The following is a 22,683-nucleotide window of genomic DNA, read 5'->3' on the forward strand; positions in this document are numbered from 1 at the left end:
TCCCGCACGTGTCCGCCGACCAAGGTCCATGCCGAGGCTGGGGCGCGCGCAGGACCTGGATCGTCCTGCTGCTCGCCCTGGCCTGCGCGGCCGTGCTGCTCACCGCCCTCCCGGACGACCGGGAGGGCGGCGACGCATGTGAGGCGCGCACCGTCTCGTCCTGGACCGCCGACGACAAGGTCACCGGGGCCTTCGCCCGCTACGGCGACGACACGGCCCGGGCGGACGACTGGACCGGCGGCGACGGCACGCATTCGGTGCGGCTGCCGGACGGGCGTCTCCTTTGGCTGTTCTCCGACACCTTCCTCGGCCAGGTGCACGCCCCGCCCAACCCGGTGGGCCAGCCGCACACCTGGCGCGACGCGACCGCGCCCATGGTGCGCAACTCGGCCGTGGTGATGTCGCGTTCGGGCACCCTGCAGCGCACCCTGCCCGCCCCGCTCTTCCCCGACCCCGCACCGCAGCAGTGGCGCTGGCCGGTCGCCGCGAAGGTGGAGCCCCGCTCCCCCGGCTCGTCCGACAAGGTCGTACGCGTCCTGCTGTGGACCCGCGCCACCGGCTCGGGCCCGTGGATCTACGGGGTGCCGACCGCCACCGAGGTCGCCACGCTCTCCCTGCCCGGTCTGCGTGTCGAGGGCATCGTCAAGGTCTCCGACCAGAGCGCCGTGCGGGACCTCGACAAGCGTGTCCTGTACGGCACGACGACGGTCGACGACGGCGACTGGACGTACGTCTTCGGCGGCAACGACGGCAAGGCGGTCGCGCGCCCCGCCTCGCACGCCTATGTGGCACGCGTCCCCAAGGGCAGGCTGGCGGAGCCCGGCGCGTGGCGGTACTGGGACGGCGGGGACTGGACGGATTCGGGGAAACCGCGGGCTGTGCTCGGCGACGGCCAACGCAAGGGTGTGGGCAGCGCGTTCACCGTGGTGCGCGTGAAAGGGACGTACGTCCTGTTCACGATGGCCGCGGGGACCGAGGGCCTGACCACCGTGACCTCCTACTGGGCGTGCTCGCCCACCGGCCCCTGGCACGGCCCCGCGAAGGGCTTCGCGCCGCCCCTGCCGAAGGACGGCTCCACCGAGCAGGACATGGCCGCGTACAACCCCCAGGCGCATCCCGCGCTCAGCGAGAACGGGCGGCTGTTGCTCAGTTACGACGTCAACTGGCTGGACGCGGCGCCCGCGAGCGCGCAGGCGAACGTCAGCCGGAACGTGTCCCTGTACCGACCGCGGTTCGTGTCCGTTCGGCTGGCGACGGCTCAGTGATGAAGTCCTCGGGGTCGCGCGAGCGCCGCTTGGCGATCACCGCACAGACCATCAGCTGCATCTGGTGGAAGAGCATCAGGGGCAGCACGGCGAGCGAGGCGTGGGCACCGAACAGGACGCTCGCCATGGGCAGTCCGGCCGCGAGGGACTTCTTCGACCCGGCGAACTGGATGGCGATGCGGTCCCCGCGGCCGAAGCCCATCTTCCTGGCCCCGTACCAGGTGAGGGCGAGCATCACGGCGAGCAGTACCGCCTCCACGCCGAGCAGCGCCCCGAGCCGCAGCGGCGTCACCTGGTGCCAGATGCCCTGCACCATGCCCTCGCTGAACGCGGTGTAGACGACGAGCAGGATCGAGCCGCGGTCGACAAGGCTCAGCACCTTCTTGTTCCGAGCGATGAAGCGGCCGATCCACCGGCGCAGGAACTGGCCTGCGAGGAACGGCACGAGGAGTTGGAGCACGATCTTCAGGACCGAGTCCGCGGAGAACCCGCCCCCGCTGTTGCCGAGCAGGGCGGCGGCGAGCAGCGGTGTGAGGACGATGCCCGCGAGTGAGGAGAAGGAGCCCGCGCAGATCGCCGCGGGGACGTTGCCGCGCGCCATGGAGGTGAAGGCGATCGACGACTGGATCGTGGAGGGCACGAGCGTCAGGAAGAGGAACCCGCTGTAGAGGGCGGGCGTCAGGACGTAGGGAACGAGCCCCTTGGCCGCGAGTCCGAGCAGCGGGAAGAGAAGGAACGTACAGGCGAGGACGGTGACATGAAGCCGCCAGTGCTTGAGCCCGTCCAGTGCCTCACGGGTGGAGAGCCGTGCTCCGTAGAGGAAGAACAGGAGCGCCACGGCCCCGGTCGACGCCCCGCCCGCGATGTCGGCGCCCATGCCGCGCGCGGGCAGCAACGCGGCGATACCTACTGTGCCGAGCAACGCCAGGATGTAGGGGTCGATCGGCATCCAGGTGGGCCAGCTCGGGCGTTTCACTTCGCTCCATCGGTTCGGTTCATGTCGTGCCCTCTCGATGATCCTCCTGATCACCGCGATCGGGAATCCCGGATACCGCTCTGACTGTCATCACGTTCCGCGATAACCTCGTGACCATGTACGACCCCGCTCAGCTCCGTACGTTCCTCGCGGTGGCCCAGACGTTGAGCTTCACCCAGGCCGCCCGGCGCCTGGGCCTGCGCCAGTCCACGGTGAGCCAGCACGTGCGCCGCCTGGAGGACGCCACCGGGCGTCAGCTCTTCGCTCGCGACACGCACTCCGTGGAGCTGACCGAGGAGGGCGAGGCGATGCTCGGCTTCGCGCGGCGGATCCTGGAGGTGCACGAGCAGGCGACGGCGTTCTTCACCGGGACGCGGCTCGGCGGACGGCTGCGGTTCGGGGCGTCGGAGGACTTCGTCCTGACCCGGCTCACCGACATCCTGGAGTCGTTCCGGCACGACCACCCCGACGTCGATCTGGAGCTGACGGTCGAGCTGTCCGGCACACTGCACGAGAAGCTGGACGCGGGCAAGCTCGATCTGGTCCTGGCCAAGCGGCGCCCGGAGGACCCGCGCGGCGAGCTGGTCTGGCACGACGAGCTGGTGTGGATCGGCGCCGAACGGCTGCGCCTGGACCCCGAGAAGCCGGTGCCGCTCATCGTGTTCCCGCCGCCCGGCATCTCCCGCGCGCTGGCCCTTGAGGCCCTGGAGCGCCGGGGCCGTGCCTGGCGGATCGCCTGCACGAGCGGCAGCCTGAACGGCCTCGTGGCCGCCGCGCGCGCGGGACTCGGCGTGATGGCGCACTCCCACGGCCTGATTCCGCCGGGTCTGGTCCGCGTACCGGAGCGCGCGGGCCTCCCGGAGCTCGGGGCGGTCGACTTCGTACTCCTGCACGGGGAGCGGCGGGCCTCGGCGCAGGACGCGGCGGACGCGCTCGCGGCCTCGATCCTGGCGGGCGGCGACCGGCTGCACCGGCGGCGTCAGCGGGGATAGGACCCACCTGCGGGGGCAGGGCCGGTCACCGGGGTTGGGGCCGGTACGTGAGCTGCTTGACGCGGCGCATGAAGGGAGCCGTCTCGACGTGCTGGACGCCGTCGAGCTGCCCCAGCTTCCCGCTGAGGTAGGCGTAGAGCGCGGGGGTGTCCCGGGTCACGGCCGTCGCCATGATGTTGGAGGGGCCCGCCACGGCGGTGGCGTAGGCGATCTCGGTGTGGGACGCGAGGGCCTTGCCCACCGAGTCCATGGCCCACGGAGCCGTGGTGATCCAGAGCATCGCCCCGACGTGCAGGCCGATGAGGTCGTTGGAGTACTCATGGTCGATGTAGATCGCGCCGGAGGCGAGCAGCGCGCCGAGGCGGCGCTTGACGGCCGACTCCGAACGCCCGGTCGCCCGCTGGAGTTCCGGGTAGGTCGCACGGCCGTCCTGTTCGAGCGCGGCGACGAGCGGCTCGTCCTCCGGTTCGATCCGCTGGGGCCCGTCGGTGCGGACGGCGGACGCGGGCTGCGCGGGTCGCAGGGCCGCGATCTGCTCCTCGTCCAGCGGCCCGTGCTTCATCAGCCAGCCGTCCGGACCGCCGAAGAAGCGGTGCAGCATCTGCTGGGCGCGGATGTCGACGATGTGCGGGGTGCGCGGGAGCTTGGCGAGGAGCAGCTCGTCCTGGTCGGTGCGGGTACGTGGCCGAGTGCAGCAGACGACCTCGGTGCCGCCGGCGGTGAGGCCGATCCATGCGGTGTCGTGGCGGCGTGCCAGGGCGGTGGCGATGGCGTCGGCGCCGTCGGGGGCGCAGCGCAGGCGCAGCATCCACTGGTCCTGGCCGAGCTTCTCGTGGTCCCGGACGGCGACGATCCGCAGGCTGCCGTCGGAAACCAGTCTGCGGTAGCGGCGGGCGACGGTCTGGTCGGAGACGCCGAGGACGGCGGCGATCTTGCTGAAGGACGCGCGGCCGTCGATCTCCAGCGCCTGGAGGAGCCTGGCGTCGAACGAGTCGCGCATGCCCGACGTGGGGGATTCCATTCCTGCACTGCCCATCGGTGTCGAATTCCTTCGATCTTTCGTGAGTGATGACTTGGATCGTCCGGGCGGACTCCATCGTACGAGGCACGCACACGCGTCGTACCAATCGCACGAGGAGAAATGAAGATGCGTACATGGGGGCCGCTCACAGCGGTATGCCTGGGGACGTTCATGCTGCTGCTCGACGTGACCATCGTGGTCGTGGCACTGCCGGACATGGCGAAGGCGCTGAACGCCTCGCTGAGTGATCTGCAATGGGTGATCGACGGCTACGCCCTCGCGCTCGCCGCGCTGTTGCTCGGGGTCGGCGCGGCGGCGGACGTGCTCGGCCGGCGGCGGCTCAACGTGGTGGGCACCGCGCTCTTCGCGCTCGCCTCGCTCGGCTGCGGGCTCGCCACGAACGCGGAGGTCCTGGTGGCCGCCCGCGCGCTGCAGGGGCTCGGCGCCGCCGCGATGTTCGCGACGACGCTGCCGCTGCTCGGCGCGGCCTACCAGGGGCGCGACCGGTCGGTCGCGCTCGGCGTCTGGGGCGCGGTCAGCGGGGCCGCGGCGGCCCTTGGGCCGATCGTCGGCGGGCTGCTCGCCGAGGGGCCCGGCTGGCGGTGGATCTTCTTCGTGAACCTGCCGGTGAGCGTCGCCTCGATGTGGCTGACCCTGCGCGTGGTGCCGGAGTCCAAGGGCCTTGCGGGACGTCGGGTCGACTGGGCGGGCACGGTGACGTTCGCGCTGTTCGCGGGCGCGCTGACGTACGGGGTGGTGCGGGCCGGTGCGGAGGGCTGGACTTCGGCGCCCACCGTGGCGACCCTCGCGGTCGCGGTGCTCTCGCTCGCCGCCTTCGTCGCCGTCGAACGCCGCGTCGCGCACCCGCTGCTTGACCTGAGGCTCCTGCGGATGCCCGCCTTCACGGGCGTACTGGTCGGTGCGATCGGCTACAACGCCGCCGCCTTCGGCCTGATGCCCTATCTCTCGATCTGGCTGCAGACCGTGCTCGGCATGAGCCCGGTGGCCGGCAGCCTCGTCATGCTGCCGCTGGCCGCGACCTCGTTCGTCGTGGCCGCGATCGGCGGGCGGCTGCTGCACGGGGTGCCCGCGCGCCTGACCATCGGCGTGGGCCTGCTCCTGATCGGCGCGGGCGGGGTCGCCCTCGCGGTGCTCGACGCCGCCTCGTCCTGGGGCTCGCTCGTCCCCGGGCTCACGCTCGCGGGCATCGGCACCGGCCTGGTCTCGCCCGCCCTCGGCGGCGCGGCCCTCGCGGCGGTGCCGCCGGCGAACGCGGGGACGGCGGGCGGCGCGGTCAACACGTTCCGGCAGCTCGGGTACGCGGTCGGGGTGGCCGCCTTCGGCACCGTGCTGACCTCGCGGATGCAGGACTCGCTCGGCCATGACGCGGCTCACACCGTCGCGGGGGGCGGTGCGTCTGCCATGCATGGCACGCTTTCCGATCATGCGGTGCGGGCGGCGTTCGCCTCCGGCCTGAACGCGGCGGCGGTCGTCGCGGGCGTGGTGGGTCTGGTGGCGGGAGTGGCGGTTCTGGTCATGGTGCGGTCCACGCGCACCGCACCGGAAGGGAAGGTTCCGGCACCCGCCGAGCGCGTCCTCGAAGGACAGCCACAGCCGTAACCGCTGCGTACAGATTCGGTGGAGATTACGCCACCGAAACTTACTCAACCGTAAGTATTCTGTCCCGCCTCTCCCCTTGTGGCCGCATTTAACCGGCTGACCAGCGTGGATGGTACGTACCGAGGGGTCGGTCACCCCTCTCCCGCCCGGCAGCGCGGTGGGGTACCGTCACCGGCGCTGTGCGGAGCGCCACAAGGAGCATCATTGCGCGAGTTCACGAACCCTCCGTTGGCGTCGGCGCCGCTGGTGGGCGGCCTTGCCGACGTCGTGTTCGACCATGCCCTTGAGGATCCGCTCCACGTCGCCTTCGGCCGCAAGACCGACGGCGAGTGGCGCGACGTCACATCCGCGGAGTTCCGCGACCAGGTGATAGCGCTCGCCAGGGGCCTGCTCGCCCAGGGCGTGCGCTTCGGTGACCGCGTCGCCATCATGTGCCGCACCCGCTACGAGTGGACGCTCTTCGACTACGCGCTCTGGACGGTCGGCGCCCAGGTGGTGCCCATCTACCCCACGTCCTCCGCCGAGCAGGTCTTCTGGATGCTGCACGACGCGCAGGTGTCGGCCGCCATGGTCGAGCACGAGGACCACGCGATGACGATCGGCTCGGTGATCGACCGGCTGCCGCAGCTGCGCAGGCTGTGGCAGCTGGACGCCGACGCCGTGGACGAACTGAACCGTGCGGGCCAGGACGTCGACGACGAGGTGGTCAACCGCCACCGCCGCGCCGTCACCCCCGACTCGATCGCCACGATCATCTACACCTCGGGCACGACGGGCCGCCCCAAGGGCTGTCTGATCTCCCACGCCAACTTCATGTTCGAGGCGGAGACCGTCATCCAGCGCTGGGAGCCGGTCTTCCACTCCCGGCGGGGCGACGAGGCGACGACGCTGCTCTTCCTGCCGCTCGCGCACGTCTTCGGGCGCATGGTGCAGGTCGCGGCGGTCCGCGGCCGGGTCAAGCTCGGCCACCAGCCGAGCCTGAACGCGGCGGCGCTCATCCCGGACCTGGCGGCGTTCCGCCCGTCCTTCATCCTGGCCGTGCCGTACATCTTCGAGAAGGTCTTCAACGCGGCACGGCGCAAGGCGGAGAAGGACGGCAAGACAGGGCCTTTCGACAAGGCCGTGGAGTGCGCCGTGCGGTACGCGGACGCGATGGAGGCCAAGGCCTTCGGCACCGGCCCCGGGCCTTCGGCGGCCCTGCGCATGCAGCACTCGCTCTTCGAGAAGCTCGTCTACGCGAAGGTGCGCGACGCCATGGGCGGCCGTGTGCGCCACGCGATGTCCGGCGGCTCCGGGATGGACCGACGCCTCGGCCTGTTCTTCTCGGGCGCGGGCGTCGAGATCTACGAGGGGTACGGCCTGACGGAGTCGACGGCCGCCGCGACCGCCAACCCGCCCGAGCGCACCCGCTACGGCACGGTCGGCCAGGCCATCCCCGGCACCACCGTGTACATCGCGGAGGACGGCGAGGTGTGGCTGAACGGCCGCAACGTCTTCCAGGGGTACCTCAACGACCCCAAGGCCACCGACGCGACCCTGCACGAGGGCTGGCTCGCCACCGGGGACCTGGGCGCACTCGACGAGGACGGCTACCTCACGATCACCGGGCGCAAGAAGGAGATCCTGGTGACGTCCGGCGGCAAGAGCGTCTCGCCGGGGCAGTTGGAGGAGCGGGTGCGCGACCATCCGCTGGTCGCGCAGTGCATCGTGGTGGGCAACGACCGCCCGTACATCGCGGCGCTCGTCACGCTGGACGGCGAGGCCGTCGAGCACTGGCTGACCATGCGCCGCAAGCCGCCGATGTCGCCGACGGACCTGGTGCGCGACCCGGATCTGGAGACCGAGGTGCGGCGGGCCGTGGTGGCCGCCAACACCCTTGTCTCGCAGGCCGAGTCGATCCGTACGTTCCGGATACTGGCGCACCAGTTCTCCGAGGAGCACGGGTTGCTCACGCCCTCGCTGAAGCTCAAGCGCAAGGCGATCGAGACTGCTTACTCGGCCGAGGTCGAGGCCTTGTACCGCGCTTGACTTGGGGTGCTTCAAGGCCGCCGCTTCGCGGCGGATCTCTCCCGCCCACCCACTCGGAACCCCGCATCTGACGGGCCATCATTTAATGGCGCGGTGGTTATTGACGGTTCATCAGGCCCCGCACAGAATCAGCCCCACTTCGACTTCAGGGGGCTGACCCGTGTCGCGATCGATCCGCACCATCACCGCCACCGTGGCCGCACTGCTGCTCGCCACCGCCTGCAACTCCGCCTCCAACAGCAGCGATGCGAGCGGCGGCGACAAGGCCGGCGGTTCCGTACGCGGTGTGAGCGCCGACTCCATCAAGGTCGGCGGCATCGTCTCCATGACGACCGCGAGCGGTTACAGCAAGAAGGACACCGACCTCGGCGCCAAGGCCCGCTTCGAGCGCGCGAACGCCGAAGGCGGCGTACACGGACGGAAGATCGACTACCTGGGCGCCGAGGACGACGGCCAGGACCCCGGCAAGAATCTCGCGGCGGCACGCAAACTCGTCCAGCAGGAGAAGGTGTTCGCCATCGCGCCGATGAGCTCGGTCACCTTCTCCGGCGCCGACTTCCTCCAGAAGCAGAAGGTCCCGACGTTCGGCTGGGGCACCATCCCGCCCTTCTGCGGCCCGAGTTACATGTACGGGTTCGGCGGCTGCATGGTCCCGATGCCGGGCGGCACCATCACCCAGAGCTGGCCCGAGGGCCTGAAGAAGGTGACGGACGGCTCGAAGGGCAAGTCCGTGGCCATCCTCGCCAACGACAACGACGCGGGCACCTTCGCCATCCGCACCTACAAACAGAGCTTCGCTGCGGCCGGTTACAAGGTCACGTACGCCAAGTCGACCGTGCCCGCGACCTCCGTGCCGAGCGACTGGTCGGCGTACACCAAGGAGATCCTGCGCTCCGACGGCGGCAAGGCGCCGGACGTCGTCGTCTCCGTGATGCAGACGCCGTACAACATCGGCCTGTTCACGGCCGTCAAGCGCTCCGGCTTCAAGGGTGTGATCACGGACCCGACCGACTACGACCCCGGCCTGCTTGCCAAGAGCGCGACGAAGAAGGCGCTCGACGGCGTGCACATCCTGCTGTCCTTCCAGCCGTTCGAGCAGAACACCGCCGCGATGAAGCAGTTCAAGGCGGACATCAGGAAGGCGGCGGGCGAGGACGTCCCGCTCAACATGCACATGATGACCGGCTATATGTCGGCGGATCTCTTCCTCTCGATCGCCGAGAAGGCGGGCAGGGACCTGACCGTCGACTCCTTCCAGCAGGCGGCGAACGGCTTCTCCGACAAGGACACGATGGTCGGCGACCGCAGCCTGCCCAAGGGGCAGAAGGAGTCGTTCGGCTGCGGCGCCCTCGTGCAGCTGAAGGGCGGGAAGTACTCGGTGTCGTCGCCCTTCACGTGCTACGAACCCATCCCCTTCAAGTAGAGGGGCAGGCCACTCGTGTCCGACCTGCTGGGATTCGTGCTGAGCGGTCTCGTCTCCGGCGCCCTGTACGCGCTGCTCGCGACGGGTCTCGTCCTTTCCTACTCCGCCTCCGGTCTCTTCAACTTCGCGCACGGCGCGACCGCCTACCTCTGCGCGCTCACCTTCTACGAACTCCACTCCGGCCTCGGCTGGCCCGCCGTACCGACGGCCCTCCTTCTCGTCTGCGTCGTGGCGCCCGCGCTCGGCTGGGGCCTCGACCGGATGATGTTCCGCAAGCTGGCGAGAGTGGGCGAGACCGCGCAGATCGTGGCGACGATCGGGCTGCTCGTCGCGCTGCCCGCGCTCGGCCTGTGGGCGGTGGAGCTCCTGGAGGATGCGGGGGCGTCCGTCAAGCCGGCCGAGAACCAGTTCGGGCTGCCGGGCGTGGGACCGAGCCCCGCCAGGAACTGGCAGCTCATGGACGGCGTCGGCATCGACTCCGACCAGTTGATCACGTGGGTCGCGACGGCGGTGGTCGCGATCGGCCTGTGGATCCTGATGCGGCACACGCCGCTCGGGCTGCGGCTGCGGGCCGTGGTGGACAACCGCTCGCTCGTGGAGCTGCGGGGCATGAGCGCGGACCGGCTCTCGTCGGTGGCGTGGATGCTGTCGTCGGGGCTCGCGGGGCTCGCGGGTGTGCTGGCCACTCCCCTGCTCGGTCTTTCCTCGCACGACTTCACCCTGTTCCTGTTCGTGTCGGCCACGGCCGCGGTGCTCGGGCGCTTCATGTCGATCCCGCTGGCGTTCGCGGGCGGGCTGGGACTGGGCGTGCTGCAGAACCTGGTCGCCGGGTACGCCGACTTCGCGGAGAAGATCACCGGGTTCCGTACGGCGGTGCCGTTCCTCATCCTCTTCGCCGGGCTGCTCCTCATGACACGCCGGCAGCGGACAGCGGGCACGGCTGCGGTGGACGCGCCGCCGATCGACTATCTCGCCGGGAAGTCGTGGCCGCGCAGGTGGGGGCCGTGGGCGGTGGGGGCTGCGCTGCTCGCCCTGTCGTTCTACACGGTCACCACACCCTTCTGGAGCGGCATCCTCGCGCAGGGCCTGGCGATCTCCCTGGTCTTCATCTCCTTCACCGTGGTGACGGGCCTTGGCGCGATGGTGTCCCTGGCGCAGGCGACGTTCGTGACGGGCGCGGCGCTCGTGGCGGGCCTGTTGATGAGCCACGGGTGGCCGTTCATCGCGGCGGCGCTGGTGGGGACGTGCGGGGCGGCGGTGCTCGGCGCGCTTGTCGCGCTGCCCGCGCTGCGCCTCGGCGGCCGGTCGCTGGCGCTCGCCACGCTCGCCCTGGCCTTCCTGGCCGATCAAGTCCTCTTCCAGATGGGGTGGTTGAGGAACGGCGACACCGGGTGGGAGATACCACGCGCCGTCTTCGGCCCGGTCGACCTGAGCGACGACCGTGCGATGGGCGTGGCGATGGTCGTCCTCGTGGCGGTGGCCGTGGCGGCGTTGAGTGCGCTGCGGGGGTCGGCGACGGGGCGGGCGATGCTGGCGGTGCGGTCCGCTCCGGCGGCGGCGATGGCCTCCGGGGTCTCGGTGGTGCGGACGAAGCTGCTGCTTTTCACGTTGTCGGCGGGGCTCGCCGGGTTCGGTGGCGTGATGTACGCGTCGTTCAACACCCGGATCACCGCCACGGACTTCACCGCGATGACGGGGCTCGTGTGGCTCGCGGTGGTGGTGGCCGCGGGGGTGCGCAGGCCGCAGTTCGCGGTGGTGGCGGGCCTGGTCTTCGCCATCGTGCCGCACTTGGTCGCCGACTACGTGACGGAGTCCGTGCAGCTGCCGGTGATTCTGTTCGGGTTGGCGGGGTTGGCGTTGGCCAATGATCCGGATGGGTACTGCGCTGCGGTTTCGGTGCGGTTGCATCGCAGGCGCGTGGCGGAGGTTCCAGCCCGTCCGGCGTTCGAGGACGAACTCGGCGGAGCCGGTGATCGACGGCCACCGCGGATGCACGCTCAGCAGGTGGCGGGGTCTCCAGCCCGTCCGGCGTCCGAGGACGAGGCCGAAGGCCGATGCGGGGGCCCGGGGGCGCAGCCCACGGTTTCGGGAAGGGGCGGGCTCGGGGAAGAGAACCCTCCCTCCCTCGCCCTGCGTGACGTCCGCGCCGGATACGACGGCGCCCCCGTCCTCCATGGCGTGACCCTCACCGTCCACCCCGGCGAGATCGTCGCCCTGCTCGGCCCCAACGGTGCGGGCAAGTCGACGACATGCCGGGTCGCGGCAGGGCTGATCGCCCCCACCGGGGGGCAGATCCGCGTCGCCGGCGCGGACGCCACCCGCAGCGGCCCCGTCCACCGTTCCCGAGCGGGAGTCGTCCTCGCCCCCGAAGGCCGCGGCATCTTCCCCTCCCTCACCATCGAGGAGAATCTCGCCCTGCACCTCCCCGAGGGGCACGCCCGCGAAGCCGTCTACGACCGCTTCCCCGGCCTCGCCGCACGGCGAAAGGTCACCGCGGGGTCGCTCTCCGGAGGAGAACAGCAGATGCTCGCTCTCGCACCCCTCCTCCAGCGCCCGCCCAGCGTGCTGATCGCGGACGAGCCGTCCCTCGGTCTCGCCCCCCGCGTGGTCGACGAGGTCTTCCGGCTCCTCGCCGAACTCCGGGACGCCGGAACAGGGTTGCTCCTCGTGGAGGAAAAAGCCGCCGAGGTCCTCGGCATCGCCGACACCGTCGCCTACCTCGCACAGGGCCGGGTCTCCTGGTGCGGCCCGCGCTCAGCGGTCAGGGCGGACCAGCTGACCGAGGCCTACCTGGGCATCGCCGCGCAGGACGAGGACCGCACCGAAGGAGTGGGCAGGCCATGAGCGACCGCGTCCTCGAGGCCTCCGGCATCGGCGTCCGCTTCGGCGGGATCCACGCCCTCACCGGCGTGGACCTGAGCCTGCGCCCCGGCGAGGTGTGCGGCCTCATCGGCCCCAACGGCGCCGGAAAGACCACCCTGTTCGACGTCGTCTCCGGCATCCGCCGCCCCGACCGGGGGCGCGTCCTGCTCGACGGGGTCGACGTCACCCGCCGCTCGCCCGTCTGGCGTGCCCGCCACGGCATGCGCCGCACCTTCCAGCGCCAGCAGCTCTTCGGGCAGCTCACGGTCGCCGACAATCTGCTCGTCGCGCAGGAGTGGCGCGGCGGCGGTGGCGGGTTCGCCGCCGATCTCCTTGCGGCGCCCACCCGGCGTACGCAGGAGAAGGACAGACGGGCTCGTGCCTCAACCGTGCTGCGCGAGTGCGGACTTGAGGCTCTGTCCGAGGAGTACGCGGGCGCTCTGCCTGTCGGCCGGGCCCGCATGGTGGAACTGGCACGCGCGGTGGCGGACCCGCCCACAGTGCTGCTCCTGGACGAGCCCGCCTCCGGGATGACGGCCGACGAGCGAGGCCAGCTGTCGGCCGTCATCCGGCACCTCGCCGACGAGGAGAACTGCGCCGTGCTCCTGGTGGAGCACAACGTCGCCTTCGTGATGGAACTCTGCGCCCGCGTGGTGGTCCTCGACCTCGGCGCTGTCCTGGCCGAGGGCACGGCGGCCGAGGTGCGCGCGGACCCGAGGGTGCGGGACGCGTACCTCGGGACCACCGCGGCGTAGCGGGGTATTCGACCGTCGTTCACATGAGTGTTCGATGTTCAGCGATGTGCCCTAGAGTCGATGCATGACGGAACGCGATCAATGGTGCGGACCGAGAATCGCCCGGAAGATCGCCCGGTCCTCACCCGGGAGTGGCCAAGGAATGCAGCACCGCATCTGATCGTTGACCATGGGAGTACCACCCGACGACTTAAGGATCGAAAGCTCGTGAGCAAGGTCCCCCCGATCATCCTGAACAATGGCGTCAAGATGCCGCAGCTCGGTTTCGGCGTCTGGCAGGTCCCGGACGCCGAGGCCGAGTCCGCCGTCGCGACGGCGCTGGAGGCCGGGTACCGCAGTATCGACACCGCGGCCGTCTACGGCAACGAAGAGGGCACCGGCAAGGCCATCGCCGCTTCGGGCATCGCCCGCGATGAGCTCTTCGTCACGACGAAGCTCTGGAACACCGACCAGGGCTACGACGCGACGCTCCGCGCCTTCGACGCGTCCCTGGAGAAGCTCGGCCTCGACCACGTGGACCTGTATCTGATCCACTGGCCGCTGCCCTCGAAGGGCCTCGCCGTGGACACGTACAAGGCCTTCGAGAAGATCCAGGCCGACGGCCGCGCCAGGTCCATCGGTGTCTCGAACTTCCTGCCCGAGCACCTGGAGCAGCTGCTGGCCGAGACGTCGGTCATCCCGGCGGTCAACCAGATCGAGCTCCACCCGCACCTCCAGCAGCGCGCCTCCCGCGCGTTCCACGCGGAACAGGGCATCGCCACGGAGGCCTGGTCCCCGCTCGGTCAGGGCAAGGGCCTCCTCGAGGTCCCGGCGATCGTCGCGATCGCCCAGAAGCACGGCCGCACGCCGGCCCAGGTCGTCCTGCGCTGGCACGTCCAACTGGGCAACGTGGTGATCCCCAAGTCCGTGACACCGTCCCGGATCAAGGAGAACATCGACGTCTTCGGCTTCGAACTCGACCCCGAGGACATGGCCGCGATCAGCGCGCTGAACGAGGACCGGCGACTTGGGCCGGATCCGGCGACGTTCGACGTGGTCTGAGCTTTCCTTGTCACTTTCCTTGTGAGAGGCCCTGGCCCGGTCTTCAGGAGCCGAGCTCCTGCCACTGGGCCAGGGTCTCGTGCGCCGCGGCTGTTTCCGCGGCGTCCTCGCCGAGTTCGCGGGCAAAGCCCTCGGCGGCCCGGCTCAGTTGGCTGATGGCGCCCTCCATGTCACCGTCAGCGGCGAGGGCACGTGCGAGGTGTGATCTGGCCTCGTGGGTCCGGAGATGGTCCTCGCCCAGTGAGCTTTTCAGGGAAGCCAGTGCCGCTTGTTGCAGCACGATCGCCGCTTCCGGCTCTCCGGCCCGCCGGTAGGCCTCCGCGAGTTGCTGGCGTGTTCGCAGGGTTCCCGGGTGCACGTCGCCGAGACTGGTCACGCGTTCGTCCAGTGTCGTTTCCAGCAGGGTGATCGCGCGCCGCGCTTCTCCGACGTCCAGCAGCGCTTCGGCCAGGTCGCTGTACGTCCTACGGGTCTCGACATGCGCCTCCCCCAGGACGCTGATCCGTTTGGCCAGCGTCCGTTCGTACAACGCGATCGCCTTCTCCCTGATCCCACCGCGCCGGTAGGTCTCCGCCAGCGCCGCCGCCGCACGGAGAGTCTCCGGGTGCTCGTGGCCCAGGGCCTCACCTCTGGTGGACAGGGCCTCCTCGTACAGCTGAATCGCGCGCTCCGGGTTCTCGTCCAGCACACAGGCCCGGGCCAGTTGATTTTTCAGACGCAGTGTTTGCGGATGCACTTCCCCCAGCGCTTCGGTGCTGTGCGGCAGCGCCTCCTCGTACAGCTCCACCGCCTGACGCAGAGCGCCTTCGCGTTCGTACACCCCGGCCAAGGCCGCCAGAGCCGTGAGCGTGCGCGGATGTCCCTCCCCCAGGACTTCCCGGAGGCCGGCCACCACCTGCACGAGCTCGTCCACCGCCCCCAACGTGTCCCCCACTCTGTCGAGCGCGAGAGCCAGCTCCCCGCGGACGGTGAACGTGGCCGGGGCCGAGTCGCCCCAGGTCCGCTGGTGAGCGGTCAGCGCTTCCTGGTATGCGGCCACCGCACGGTCCCACGCTTCGTCCGCCAGGTAGGCACCCGCGAGCCGTGCCAGCACCGGAGGGGTCGCCGGATGGTCCGCGCCCAGGCTCCGGACCGCGAGGGCGCGGGTGGCCTCCAGCTCCCTGATCGCCCGTCTCGTCGCTCCAGTCGCCAGGTACGCGCCGGCGAGTTCCGCTCGCAGCGCGAGCCTCTCGGGGTCGTCCTCCGCCACCCCCGCCCTGTCCATCGCGGCCCGTACCTCCCGGTACCGTTCAAGACCCCGCGCCGTGTCACCCGATGACACATACGCTCCGGCAAGCCATGTCGTGGCGCGGCGTGCCAGAGGATCTTCCGCTCCCAGGATTCTGCGCAGGGACTCCGACGCTCTCCGCAGGAAGTTCAGGGCTTGTTCCAACTGGCCTTGCGCCATGAGGAAGTGTGCGGTCGCCGCCAGCAGAGAGCCGAATTCCACGTCGTCGTCCTCGGGCGAGTCATGGTCGGCGAACGCCTCGATGTGCGGGAGGAGAGCACGCCAGCGGGGCCAGAGCGCCGGATCGTCCGCATCGCGGGGGAGCGCTTGCTTGAGCCATCGCGTCGCCACCTGACGGGCCGCCCGAATCTCATGCTCGTCGCGTCCGCCCTGGTGGCCGGAATCCCAGACGCGGGCGATGGAAGCGGTGAGACGAGGCACACTGACCGTCCCGGCCCGGGACTCGACCAGACCCAGGCTCGTCAGAATTTCCATCGCGTCCGCGACCTGTGACGGTGTGAAATGGAACCGGGTCATCAGGTCCAGAAGGTCCGCGGGTATGGGTTCGGAGCCGTACCAGGCCAGGATCTGCATGAGTTTCCTCGACGCCGGATCGTTGACGGCTCGCAGGCGTTGCCTGAGGCTGTCGACGATGCTGAGCGACTGCGGTCCCTCGCCCTCGGCCTCCCCCGGCTCGTCCTGTCGCACAGCGATCATGGCGTGGTACGCATCGATGGAAATGCCTGATCCCGCGATGTAGGCGGCTGCCTGCGCCACTGCCAGCGGAAAGCGCCCGAGCTCTTCGCACAAGAGCTCCACCTCCCCAGGGTCCCCGTCCGCCCTCTGGTTGAACATCGCGACAGCTTCGGCCAGTTCGGGCACTTCGAGCGCCATGGGCGAGGCGGTCCTCTCCCAGCCAGTGCTCAGGCGGCTGGTGATCAGGACGATCCCGTTCGTACCCAGGCGGGACAGGAGAACGCGTACGTCCTCGGGGTTCTCCACGCCGTCGAAGACGAGGACCCAGTCCTCGTGCGAGGTCAGCCACTGCAGGGCCCACTCCCAGCGCCCTTCCCCCGCCAGGAAGTCCGGCACCGAGGGCTGCAGGGCGCGGGTGAGGCCGGAGAGACCCTTCACGATCGAAGCGGGCGAGTCCGCGCGCACCCACCACACCGGCCCCATGCTGCCGGCCCGTGCCACCCCCGCCGCCCACTCCGCCGCCAGACAGGTCTTGCCCCCGCCCGCCGCCCCGTGGAGGGCAATCCGGCGGGGCACCGAGAACTCTGGTCGCACGGTGAACAGAGCCCGGTCCAGGCGCTCCAGCACGTCTCTTCTGCCGACGAACTGATCCAGTGCCACCACGTTCGTCAGGCCGGACGGGCTCGCAACGGTCGCGGGCGGGTCGAAGCCGCCGAGCGGGGACGGCGATCGGACCGGGGAGCTCCCACGATCGGTGTCGTACGGATCCGGCACCGCCCCGCCGGCGGCGCTCCCCTCGCCCACCGGCCGCTCAGCCACCCGGATCGCCCGGCCCCGCAGCAGCCCCAACGCCTCCTCGCTCACCATCGCGAAGGGCCGGCCCGCGTCCCCGAGCGCCCGGCCCCCTGTCCCCTCCGGCACCGGCACGACCGCCCTGAAGGCGCGGGTCATCGAACCGGCTCTGGTCTCGATCTCCGCGCCGAGCCGGTCCAGCAGCTCGGCGACCGCGAGTGACTCGGGGCGGGGCAGGGTTTCCAACAGGGCACGTCTCGCACCCGGTACGAAGTCGTACAGGCCCCGCTCCGAATCGACAGGCTCGAGGAGGCCGCTCAGGAGAACCTCGGCGAGGTCGCTGGGCCGCGAGCCCGGCGTGACCCGCTGCTGGATCAGCCGCATCACCGGCAGCGCGGGCACCGACAGAGCGACATGCGCCGCCAGGTCCACCGCCGTGGGCGACGCCGCTGCCTGAAAGCGCAGGAGCCGCTCGGTGATCGTCAAGCCCCCCTCTGCCACAAGGGGTTGACCGTGGGGTGGCCGCGCCACGCTCACGTACGTCACCGCCGTGTCCCGGTGGTAATCGCCGGACGCGGTCACCAGGCCCGCCCAGTCGGCCAGCCACTCGGGAGCCAGCTCAAGGACGGGCACGGGGACCGCGTCCGCTGCGGGGCTTCCCGCCCGGCCGTCGTGCGGGGTGAAACGCAGCGCGGTGTTGGGGGCACCTGCCCGCGAGGCGATCGCCCTGCCGGGGATCGCGGGGGCCGCCGTGCGGCGCCAGAGACGTTCGGGCAGGGGCTGCAGAATGGCGGTGGGCCCCCGCTCGGCCCACAGTCGCAGGGCAGGGGCCATGCGCCCGCCCCACCAGTGCGGTCCCGAGCAGTCGCTGAGCACCAGGGTCACCTGGCGGCCCGTCGGGTCCACCATGGCAGCCGGGGCCACCGCTGGGCCCGCGGGCGAGGAGCGGACGCAGACGCCCGGGCCGAGGTCGGCCAGGTGCCGGAGCCGCACGTCCCGGAATGCGCCGGTGCGCTGCATCGCCTCGCGCAGCTCACGGGCGAGTGGACGCCACACCTCCATCGCGGGGCCCGTGTCGATGACGAGGGCCAGGCTCAGGAGGCGGTCGGTGGCGGGCACCATGACCGGGGCCAAGGGACGCAGGCCGGCGTGGAGTGCGGCACGCTCGGCCGTCGCATCCTCGTCCAGGATGCGGCGGCGCCGGTCGGGCACACGCTGCTTGAGCGGCCGCAGGGCGCGCTGGATCTCCAGTTCGTGGCGCAGGGCATGGGGAGCCGGGACCAAGATGTCCTCGGCGTCGGCGCCGGGCTGCGGAAGGCCGCGCGGGAGGTGCAGGGCGGCTCGGTGTGTGTCACTGCCGCCTTCTTCGGTGCCGGACGCGTCATCCACCGTGCCGGTGTGGTCGCCGACGGCCGCGGCGGCGCCCGGGGGAAGCTCGCTGCCTGCCACGCCACCGGCCCTGTTCTCCGGTGGTCCGACTCCCACTCCGTCACCCCAGCCGCGCCCCGGCCCCTGACGATCTCGGCTGTCCCCCGCTCCCCCTGTCTCGCCCTGAGGCAGACGCTCAGCGAGCCACAGCATCTCCGCGAGCTCCAGCGGAGTGACGTGCGGCCCCAGGGTGTCCAGGAGGCCCCGCAGCTTTCCCAGACGCTCAGTCTCCATCGGAGCGCGTCGCCTCGCTGCTCAGGAACGGCATCACCTGGTCCGCCAACTGCCGTACCGATTCGGGAGGTTCACTGAACGAAGCGTGATGGCACATGTAGATGGCGTTGAGGAGCTGGTCGTTCGCGAGCAGCCCGCCGCTGCGCCGCTCGAAGAAGCGGTCGATGATGTCCTGCGCGCCCGCCGGCAGCTCGCCCTCGCTCTCGACCACGGGACCGAGGTGCTCGCGGACGATCGCGGTCAGCTCCGCCACACTCGCGGGCTGCTTCAGATCCACGGTCACACAGCGTCGCAGAAAGGCCGGCGGGAATTCCCGCTCGCCGTTGCTCGTCATGACGACGAGAGGGAAGGCGCGGCAGCTGACCGTGCCGTCGCGGACCTCCACGCGGTCGGTCGTGCTGTCGGCCGTCATCACTCTGGCCGTCGGGGCCGCGCGCCGCGCCAGCTCGACGATCTCGTACGCCCCCTTCTCGAAGATGGTGAGGAGGTCGTTGGGCAGATCGATGTCACTCTTGTCGATCTCGTCGATGAGCAGGACGCGAGGACGCCCGTACGGGAGCAGTGCCGTGCCCAGGGGGCCCAGCCGCAGATAGTCCCCGATGTCGTCGACCACGGAGCCGTTGCCGTCCTCGCGACGGGCGCGCTCCGCGGCGTACAAGCGCGTGAGTGGGTCGTACTCGTACAGGCCGTCGCGGAGCGTGACTCGGCTGGTGATCGGCCAGTGCAGGACGTTTCCAAGCCCGAGCTCATGTGCCACCGCGTAGGCGAGGGAGGACTTGCCGGTGCCGGGCGCACCTGTCACCAGGAGCGGCCTGCGCAGATAGAGCGCGGCGTTGACCTGGCGGACCGCGTCCTCGCTGGGGCGGTAGCTGACGGCGGCGTGCGGGTTGCCGGAGTCGCCGGGCGGGGTGGGCAGGGCCGGGCCGCCGGTGAAGGTGCGCCAGGGGGGCGGGGTCGGCAGGCGGTCGATGCCGTCGTGCGGGATCCGGCTCCCGGAGTAGATGCGCCAGTTCGACGTCTCGGCGATGTCAGGCACCCTTCACGCTCCCCGTGCTTCCAGTGCTTCCTGCGCTGCCGGTGCTCACTGTTCTCCTCATGCTCGTGTGCTCACTGTTCGCCCCGTGTTCCCATCGCCAGCGGTGGGTCGGGCTTGCGCTCCGGGTCGTCCCAGAAGAGTGTCAGCCGGTGCCCGCAGTGATCGACGTCCCCTTTGTCCGGGGAGCGGGCCTCTTTGCGCAGCCTCATGACCTCGAACGGCAGCCGGTCGGGGTCAAGGACCGCCACCGCTTCCGTCAGCCGGTCGAGAAACTTCTCGGGGGCGCAGTGAGTGTGGCCGTCCGCGCCGCAGTCGTGCCGTCTCCACAGCATGATCGGAACACCGGTGTCCAGGGCTGCCGAGAGCCAGTCCCCCATCGGCGTCGCGGCGTACGCGAGGGCGCAGACGTCGTCGTCCGCGTCCAACCAGTCGTGGAACTCGTCGTATCCGTACGGCAGTCCGCACTCCACCCGCCGGGGCCGGGTCTCGCCGCGGGCCCGCACCGTTTCCCAGCGCCTGCGGGTCAGGCGGGAGACCGTGAGCGGCTTGAGGCGGTCCATGTGCCGGACCACCACGGGCACTGTGCGCATGGGGCGGGGGCGTGCCGCCCCCGGCTCATGAATCTGCCACTCCTCGAAGGGCTCGCTCATCAGCCGCTCCGGCACCACGAACTCCAGCATCCAGTCGCATTCGTGCACCCTGCCGATGTGTTCGGCGAGCATCGCCTCGACCTTCGCGCGGAGTTGGCTCGGGCGGATCCTCACGGGCCCCGACGAGCCGACCTGCACGCCGTCGATCACCGTGCACACCGTGAGGTCGAGGCCGGCGCCACGGGTCATCGATTCCGCGCGGAACATGACCGAGCCGACGGGCACGGGCGACTGCCGCGCGGCCTTCCCGTCATACGCCTTGTCGTCCTGATGCTCGGGCATCCAGCGCCGCAGCCACGCTCCGATGTCCACCTCCGGCAGCCGCGCACCGAGCTCGCGCAGCAGCGGCAGCAGACGGTCCTCACCGGTCAGTACCTCACCCACGTATCGAATGACGTGCCAGACCGACCGAAAGCCGGGCAGCGGGTGGTACCAGGTCGGGAAAGCACGCCGCACCAGCAGCTCAAGGGCGTCGGCGTCGAGGCGCACCCCCTCGAACAGGGCCCGCAGTTCGCGGCGCGGCTCGCCCGGCAGCCACCAGTCCAGGGGCAGGAAGTCGTCCAGGCCTTCCCAGTGGCGCCGAATGGTGTCGACGGGCAGCATCCGGCCGATATAACCCTCCTGATCGCCACCGAGCACGGCATCGGTGACGATGCCGACGACCATGCCGGACTCCGGGTCGTAGACCGCTGCGCCGCTGAACCCCTCGTCCAGGCGCCGCAGATGCGCCTGCCCGACATCGACCTCAAGCCACTCCTGGCCGAGGAGCCGGTCCGCGCTGGTGGTCAGTGTGACGTGCGTGCCGTCCTGCTCGTGTCCGAACGGAAAGCCCAGAGCGCGCAGTTCGTGGGCGGCACGTCCCGGCCGCGGGCGCAGCATGTCGAGCGGGGCGAACGCGCAGGGCGCCACCCGCAGCGCATGGGCGAGTTCGAGCACCGCTATGTCACCGCGGTCCCCGAGGCGCCGCCAGTCGCCGGCCCACACCACCTTGGCGGCCAACGCATCGGTGACACCGGGCAGCGTGACGGAGACTGCGGCGAGCCCCTCGACGACATGGGCACAGGTGATCAGGCGCTTGCCGTCGACCAGTACGCCTGCCCCTCTGGGGGCGCCGTCGACCGTGCCGATGCGGGCACGCCAGTGCATGCCGTGCATTATCCGCCTCGCACCGTCATTGTTCGCCCGGCTCGTCGCGCCGGGACCAGGTCAGCTTGACGGTCAAGTGCCCCTCGGCGGCGGTCTTGGCGATGACCGCACCCGCGACGGCGCTCAGCTTCACCCCGAATTCCAGCTCGATCCCGTCGGGGTCGAGCGCCTGGTCACGGAACGTCCGCAACGCGGACATCGCCGCACCCCGCACATTGCCGAGCGCCGCCCCGAAGTGCCCCTCGACATCATGGATCTCGCTACCGTCACTTCTGCGCGACACCGATCTGAAGCCCGGGTCCCTGGAGTCCACTTCCACGACGACAGGGCCTTCGTCGGAGTCCCATCGCATCAGCTCGCTCAAACCCGGCTCCCCTCCACAGTCTGATCAACGTCGCCTAAAAGGTAACGTCAACCGCCCTCCGGGAGATCGGTGTTGGGCAGATACACCAGGAGATCAGCGTGCTCGCCTGCCCGTTGCCCCCCCCCTCGCCGCCATGCGGCTCAGCCCTTGACCCCCACATGCACCGTCTGCGCCGACAACAGGAACACGTCGGGCCTGTGATGCAGGCTCTGTGCGTCGTTCGCGTCCAGGAGGCGGTCGACGGTGGCCAGGTCGTCGGGGTCGATCTTGCCCTCGTGCATCTCGCGGCGGCGGGAGAGCTCCGACACGAGGTGGGCGCGGGCGGTGTCGGAGAGGGGGGCCGGCAGGTCGAGGAGGAACGTGCGGGTGCCCACGTGGCGCAGGCCCGCCTCGGTGAGGAGCGTGGGCCAGTCCTCCGTGACCGCCTTCGCTCCCGGCAGCTCCGCCCGCATCCGCGCGAACCACGTCTCGTCCGCCAGGTCGAAGCGCGTCTGGAGGCCCGGTCGGCCGAAGCCGATGTCGCGGGGCAGGCTGCGCTGGTTCAGGCCGCCCTCCAGGAGCGCGATCGCGCCGCCCGGCGCCATGCGGTCCGCGAGTGCGGCCAGCGCCGCCTCCTGGTCGCCGACGTGGTGCAGGGCCCTGCCGATCCAGAGGAGGTCGGCGTGCGGCAACTCGCTGATTCCCTCGGGGAGTTCCGCCCGGAGCGTGCTGACCCTGTCCGTCAGGCCCTCCCGGGCCGCCCGCTCGCGTGCGCGCTCCAGGAGCGGCTCCGCCGGGTCCACCGCGATCAGCTCGGCCTTGGGGAAGATCTCGGCGAGAAGGAAGGAGATGCTGCCCGATCCGCTGCCCACGTCCGCGATCAGCTTCGGCTCCCGCTGCCACTCGCGCAGCCACGCGGCGATCTCGCGGTTCTGCGGGGCGGCGAGCTCCGCGTTCCGCTCCAGCATCGGGCCCATGGTGTCCCAGCTGATGTCCTCGTGGTGGTGGCCGTGGTCGTGGTCGTGCCCGTGGTCGTGCCCGTGGTCGTGGTCGTGAGCCATCGAATGCCGCCGCCTTCGTGTCGCGGGAGGGTGGGGTCGTAGCCGCC

Annotated in this window: 15 protein-coding genes; 8 read left to right on the plus strand and 7 right to left on the minus strand. The window is 70.7% G+C overall.

Features of this window, described 5'->3' with window-relative positions; all coding sequences use genetic code 11:
* Positions 1–8: 8 nt before the first annotated feature.
* Entirely contained in the window at positions 9–1,265 is a 1,257-nt protein-coding gene (locus ACZ5WE_RS21395) for a DUF4185 domain-containing protein (RefSeq protein WP_467691251.1), read from the plus strand.
* Here the strand turns inward: ACZ5WE_RS21395 and ACZ5WE_RS21400 are convergent.
* Positions 1,201–2,214, minus strand: coding sequence for a bile acid:sodium symporter family protein (locus ACZ5WE_RS21400; RefSeq protein WP_467691388.1), 1,014 nt, complete (start codon positions 2,212–2,214; stop codon positions 1,201–1,203). The genes ACZ5WE_RS21395 and ACZ5WE_RS21400 overlap by 65 nt on opposite strands.
* Positions 2,215–2,357: 143 nt before the next feature.
* On the opposite strand from ACZ5WE_RS21400, the gene ACZ5WE_RS21405 reads away from it, so the two are divergent.
* Positions 2,358–3,233, plus strand: a complete 876-nt coding sequence (locus tag ACZ5WE_RS21405; protein ID WP_467691252.1) for a LysR substrate-binding domain-containing protein — start codon at positions 2,358–2,360, stop codon at positions 3,231–3,233.
* Between the two features lie 25 nt (positions 3,234–3,258).
* Here the strand turns inward: ACZ5WE_RS21405 and ACZ5WE_RS21410 are convergent, their stop codons facing one another.
* On the minus strand, positions 3,259–4,269 hold the full coding sequence (locus ACZ5WE_RS21410) for an Lrp/AsnC family transcriptional regulator (protein WP_467691254.1): 1,011 nt from the start codon (positions 4,267–4,269) through the stop codon (positions 3,259–3,261).
* Positions 4,270–4,380: 111 nt separating this feature from the next.
* Between ACZ5WE_RS21410 and ACZ5WE_RS21415 the strand changes: the two genes are divergently transcribed.
* The 6 genes from ACZ5WE_RS21415 (at position 4,381) to ACZ5WE_RS21440 (ending at position 13,983) form a co-directional block, all read left to right on the plus strand.
* Complete coding sequence (locus tag ACZ5WE_RS21415) at positions 4,381–5,874, plus strand: MFS transporter (protein WP_467691256.1); 1,494 nt, start codon at positions 4,381–4,383, stop codon at positions 5,872–5,874.
* Positions 5,875–6,078: 204 nt separating this feature from the next.
* A complete protein-coding gene (locus tag ACZ5WE_RS21420; protein WP_467691258.1) occupies positions 6,079–7,902 on the plus strand; it encodes an AMP-dependent synthetase/ligase in 1,824 nt (607 codons plus the stop codon).
* A 160-nt stretch (positions 7,903–8,062) separates the two neighbouring features.
* Complete coding sequence (locus ACZ5WE_RS21425; protein ID WP_467691259.1) at positions 8,063–9,325, plus strand: ABC transporter substrate-binding protein; 1,263 nt, start codon at positions 8,063–8,065, stop codon at positions 9,323–9,325.
* Positions 9,326–9,340: 15 nt separating this feature from the next.
* The gene (locus ACZ5WE_RS21430) at positions 9,341–12,169 is read left to right on the plus strand and encodes an ABC transporter permease subunit (RefSeq protein ID WP_467691261.1); all 2,829 of its coding nucleotides are present in this window, start codon (positions 9,341–9,343) and stop codon (positions 12,167–12,169) included.
* Positions 12,166–12,942, plus strand: a complete 777-nt coding sequence (locus tag ACZ5WE_RS21435; RefSeq protein WP_467691263.1) for an ABC transporter ATP-binding protein — start codon at positions 12,166–12,168, stop codon at positions 12,940–12,942. The genes ACZ5WE_RS21430 and ACZ5WE_RS21435 overlap by 4 nt, the downstream gene beginning before the upstream one ends.
* A gap of 207 nt (positions 12,943–13,149) precedes the next feature.
* Positions 13,150–13,983, plus strand: coding sequence for an aldo/keto reductase (locus tag ACZ5WE_RS21440; protein WP_467691265.1), 834 nt, complete (start codon positions 13,150–13,152; stop codon positions 13,981–13,983).
* A gap of 43 nt (positions 13,984–14,026) precedes the next feature.
* On the opposite strand, the gene ACZ5WE_RS21445 is transcribed toward ACZ5WE_RS21440, so the two are convergent.
* The 5 genes from ACZ5WE_RS21445 to ACZ5WE_RS21465 form a co-directional block, all read right to left on the minus strand.
* Entirely contained in the window at positions 14,027–18,400 is a 4,374-nt protein-coding gene (locus tag ACZ5WE_RS21445) for an SAV_2336 N-terminal domain-related protein (protein WP_467691267.1), read from the minus strand.
* A complete protein-coding gene (locus tag ACZ5WE_RS21450) occupies positions 18,390–19,436 on the minus strand; it encodes an AAA family ATPase (RefSeq protein WP_467691269.1) in 1,047 nt (348 codons plus the stop codon). The genes ACZ5WE_RS21445 and ACZ5WE_RS21450 overlap by 11 nt, the downstream gene beginning before the upstream one ends.
* A 71-nt stretch (positions 19,437–19,507) precedes the next feature.
* On the minus strand, positions 19,508–21,232 hold the full coding sequence (locus tag ACZ5WE_RS21455) for a VMAP-C domain-containing protein (protein WP_467691271.1): 1,725 nt from the start codon (positions 21,230–21,232) through the stop codon (positions 19,508–19,510).
* Positions 21,233–21,257: 25 nt separating this feature from the next.
* Positions 21,258–21,596, minus strand: coding sequence for a CU044_2847 family protein (locus ACZ5WE_RS21460; RefSeq protein ID WP_467691273.1), 339 nt, complete (start codon positions 21,594–21,596; stop codon positions 21,258–21,260).
* Between the two features lie 140 nt (positions 21,597–21,736).
* Positions 21,737–22,636, minus strand: a complete 900-nt coding sequence (locus tag ACZ5WE_RS21465; protein ID WP_467691275.1) for a class I SAM-dependent methyltransferase — start codon at positions 22,634–22,636, stop codon at positions 21,737–21,739.
* Positions 22,637–22,683 lie beyond the last annotated feature (47 nt).

It is taken from the genome of Streptomyces sp. NPDC033180, from assembly GCF_055577645.1.

Excerpts from the sequence above, each read along its gene's own strand:
- ACZ5WE_RS21400 (WP_467691388.1), bottom strand. The coding sequence starts at position 2,214 with ATGCCGATCGACCCCTACATCCTGGCGTTGCTCGGCACAGTAGGTATC.
- ACZ5WE_RS21405 (WP_467691252.1), top strand. The coding sequence starts at position 2,358 with ATGTACGACCCCGCTCAGCTCCGTACGTTCCTCGCGGTGGCCCAGACG.
- ACZ5WE_RS21410 (WP_467691254.1), bottom strand. The coding sequence starts at position 4,269 with ATGGGCAGTGCAGGAATGGAATCCCCCACGTCGGGCATGCGCGACTCG.
- ACZ5WE_RS21415 (WP_467691256.1), top strand. The coding sequence starts at position 4,381 with ATGCGTACATGGGGGCCGCTCACAGCGGTATGCCTGGGGACGTTCATG.
- ACZ5WE_RS21435 (WP_467691263.1), top strand. The coding sequence starts at position 12,166 with ATGAGCGACCGCGTCCTCGAGGCCTCCGGCATCGGCGTCCGCTTCGGC.
- ACZ5WE_RS21445 (WP_467691267.1), bottom strand. The coding sequence starts at position 18,400 with ATGGAGACTGAGCGTCTGGGAAAGCTGCGGGGCCTCCTGGACACCCTG.
- ACZ5WE_RS21455 (WP_467691271.1), bottom strand. The coding sequence starts at position 21,232 with ATGCACTGGCGTGCCCGCATCGGCACGGTCGACGGCGCCCCCAGAGGG.
- ACZ5WE_RS21465 (WP_467691275.1), bottom strand. The coding sequence starts at position 22,636 with ATGGCTCACGACCACGACCACGGGCACGACCACGGGCACGACCACGAC.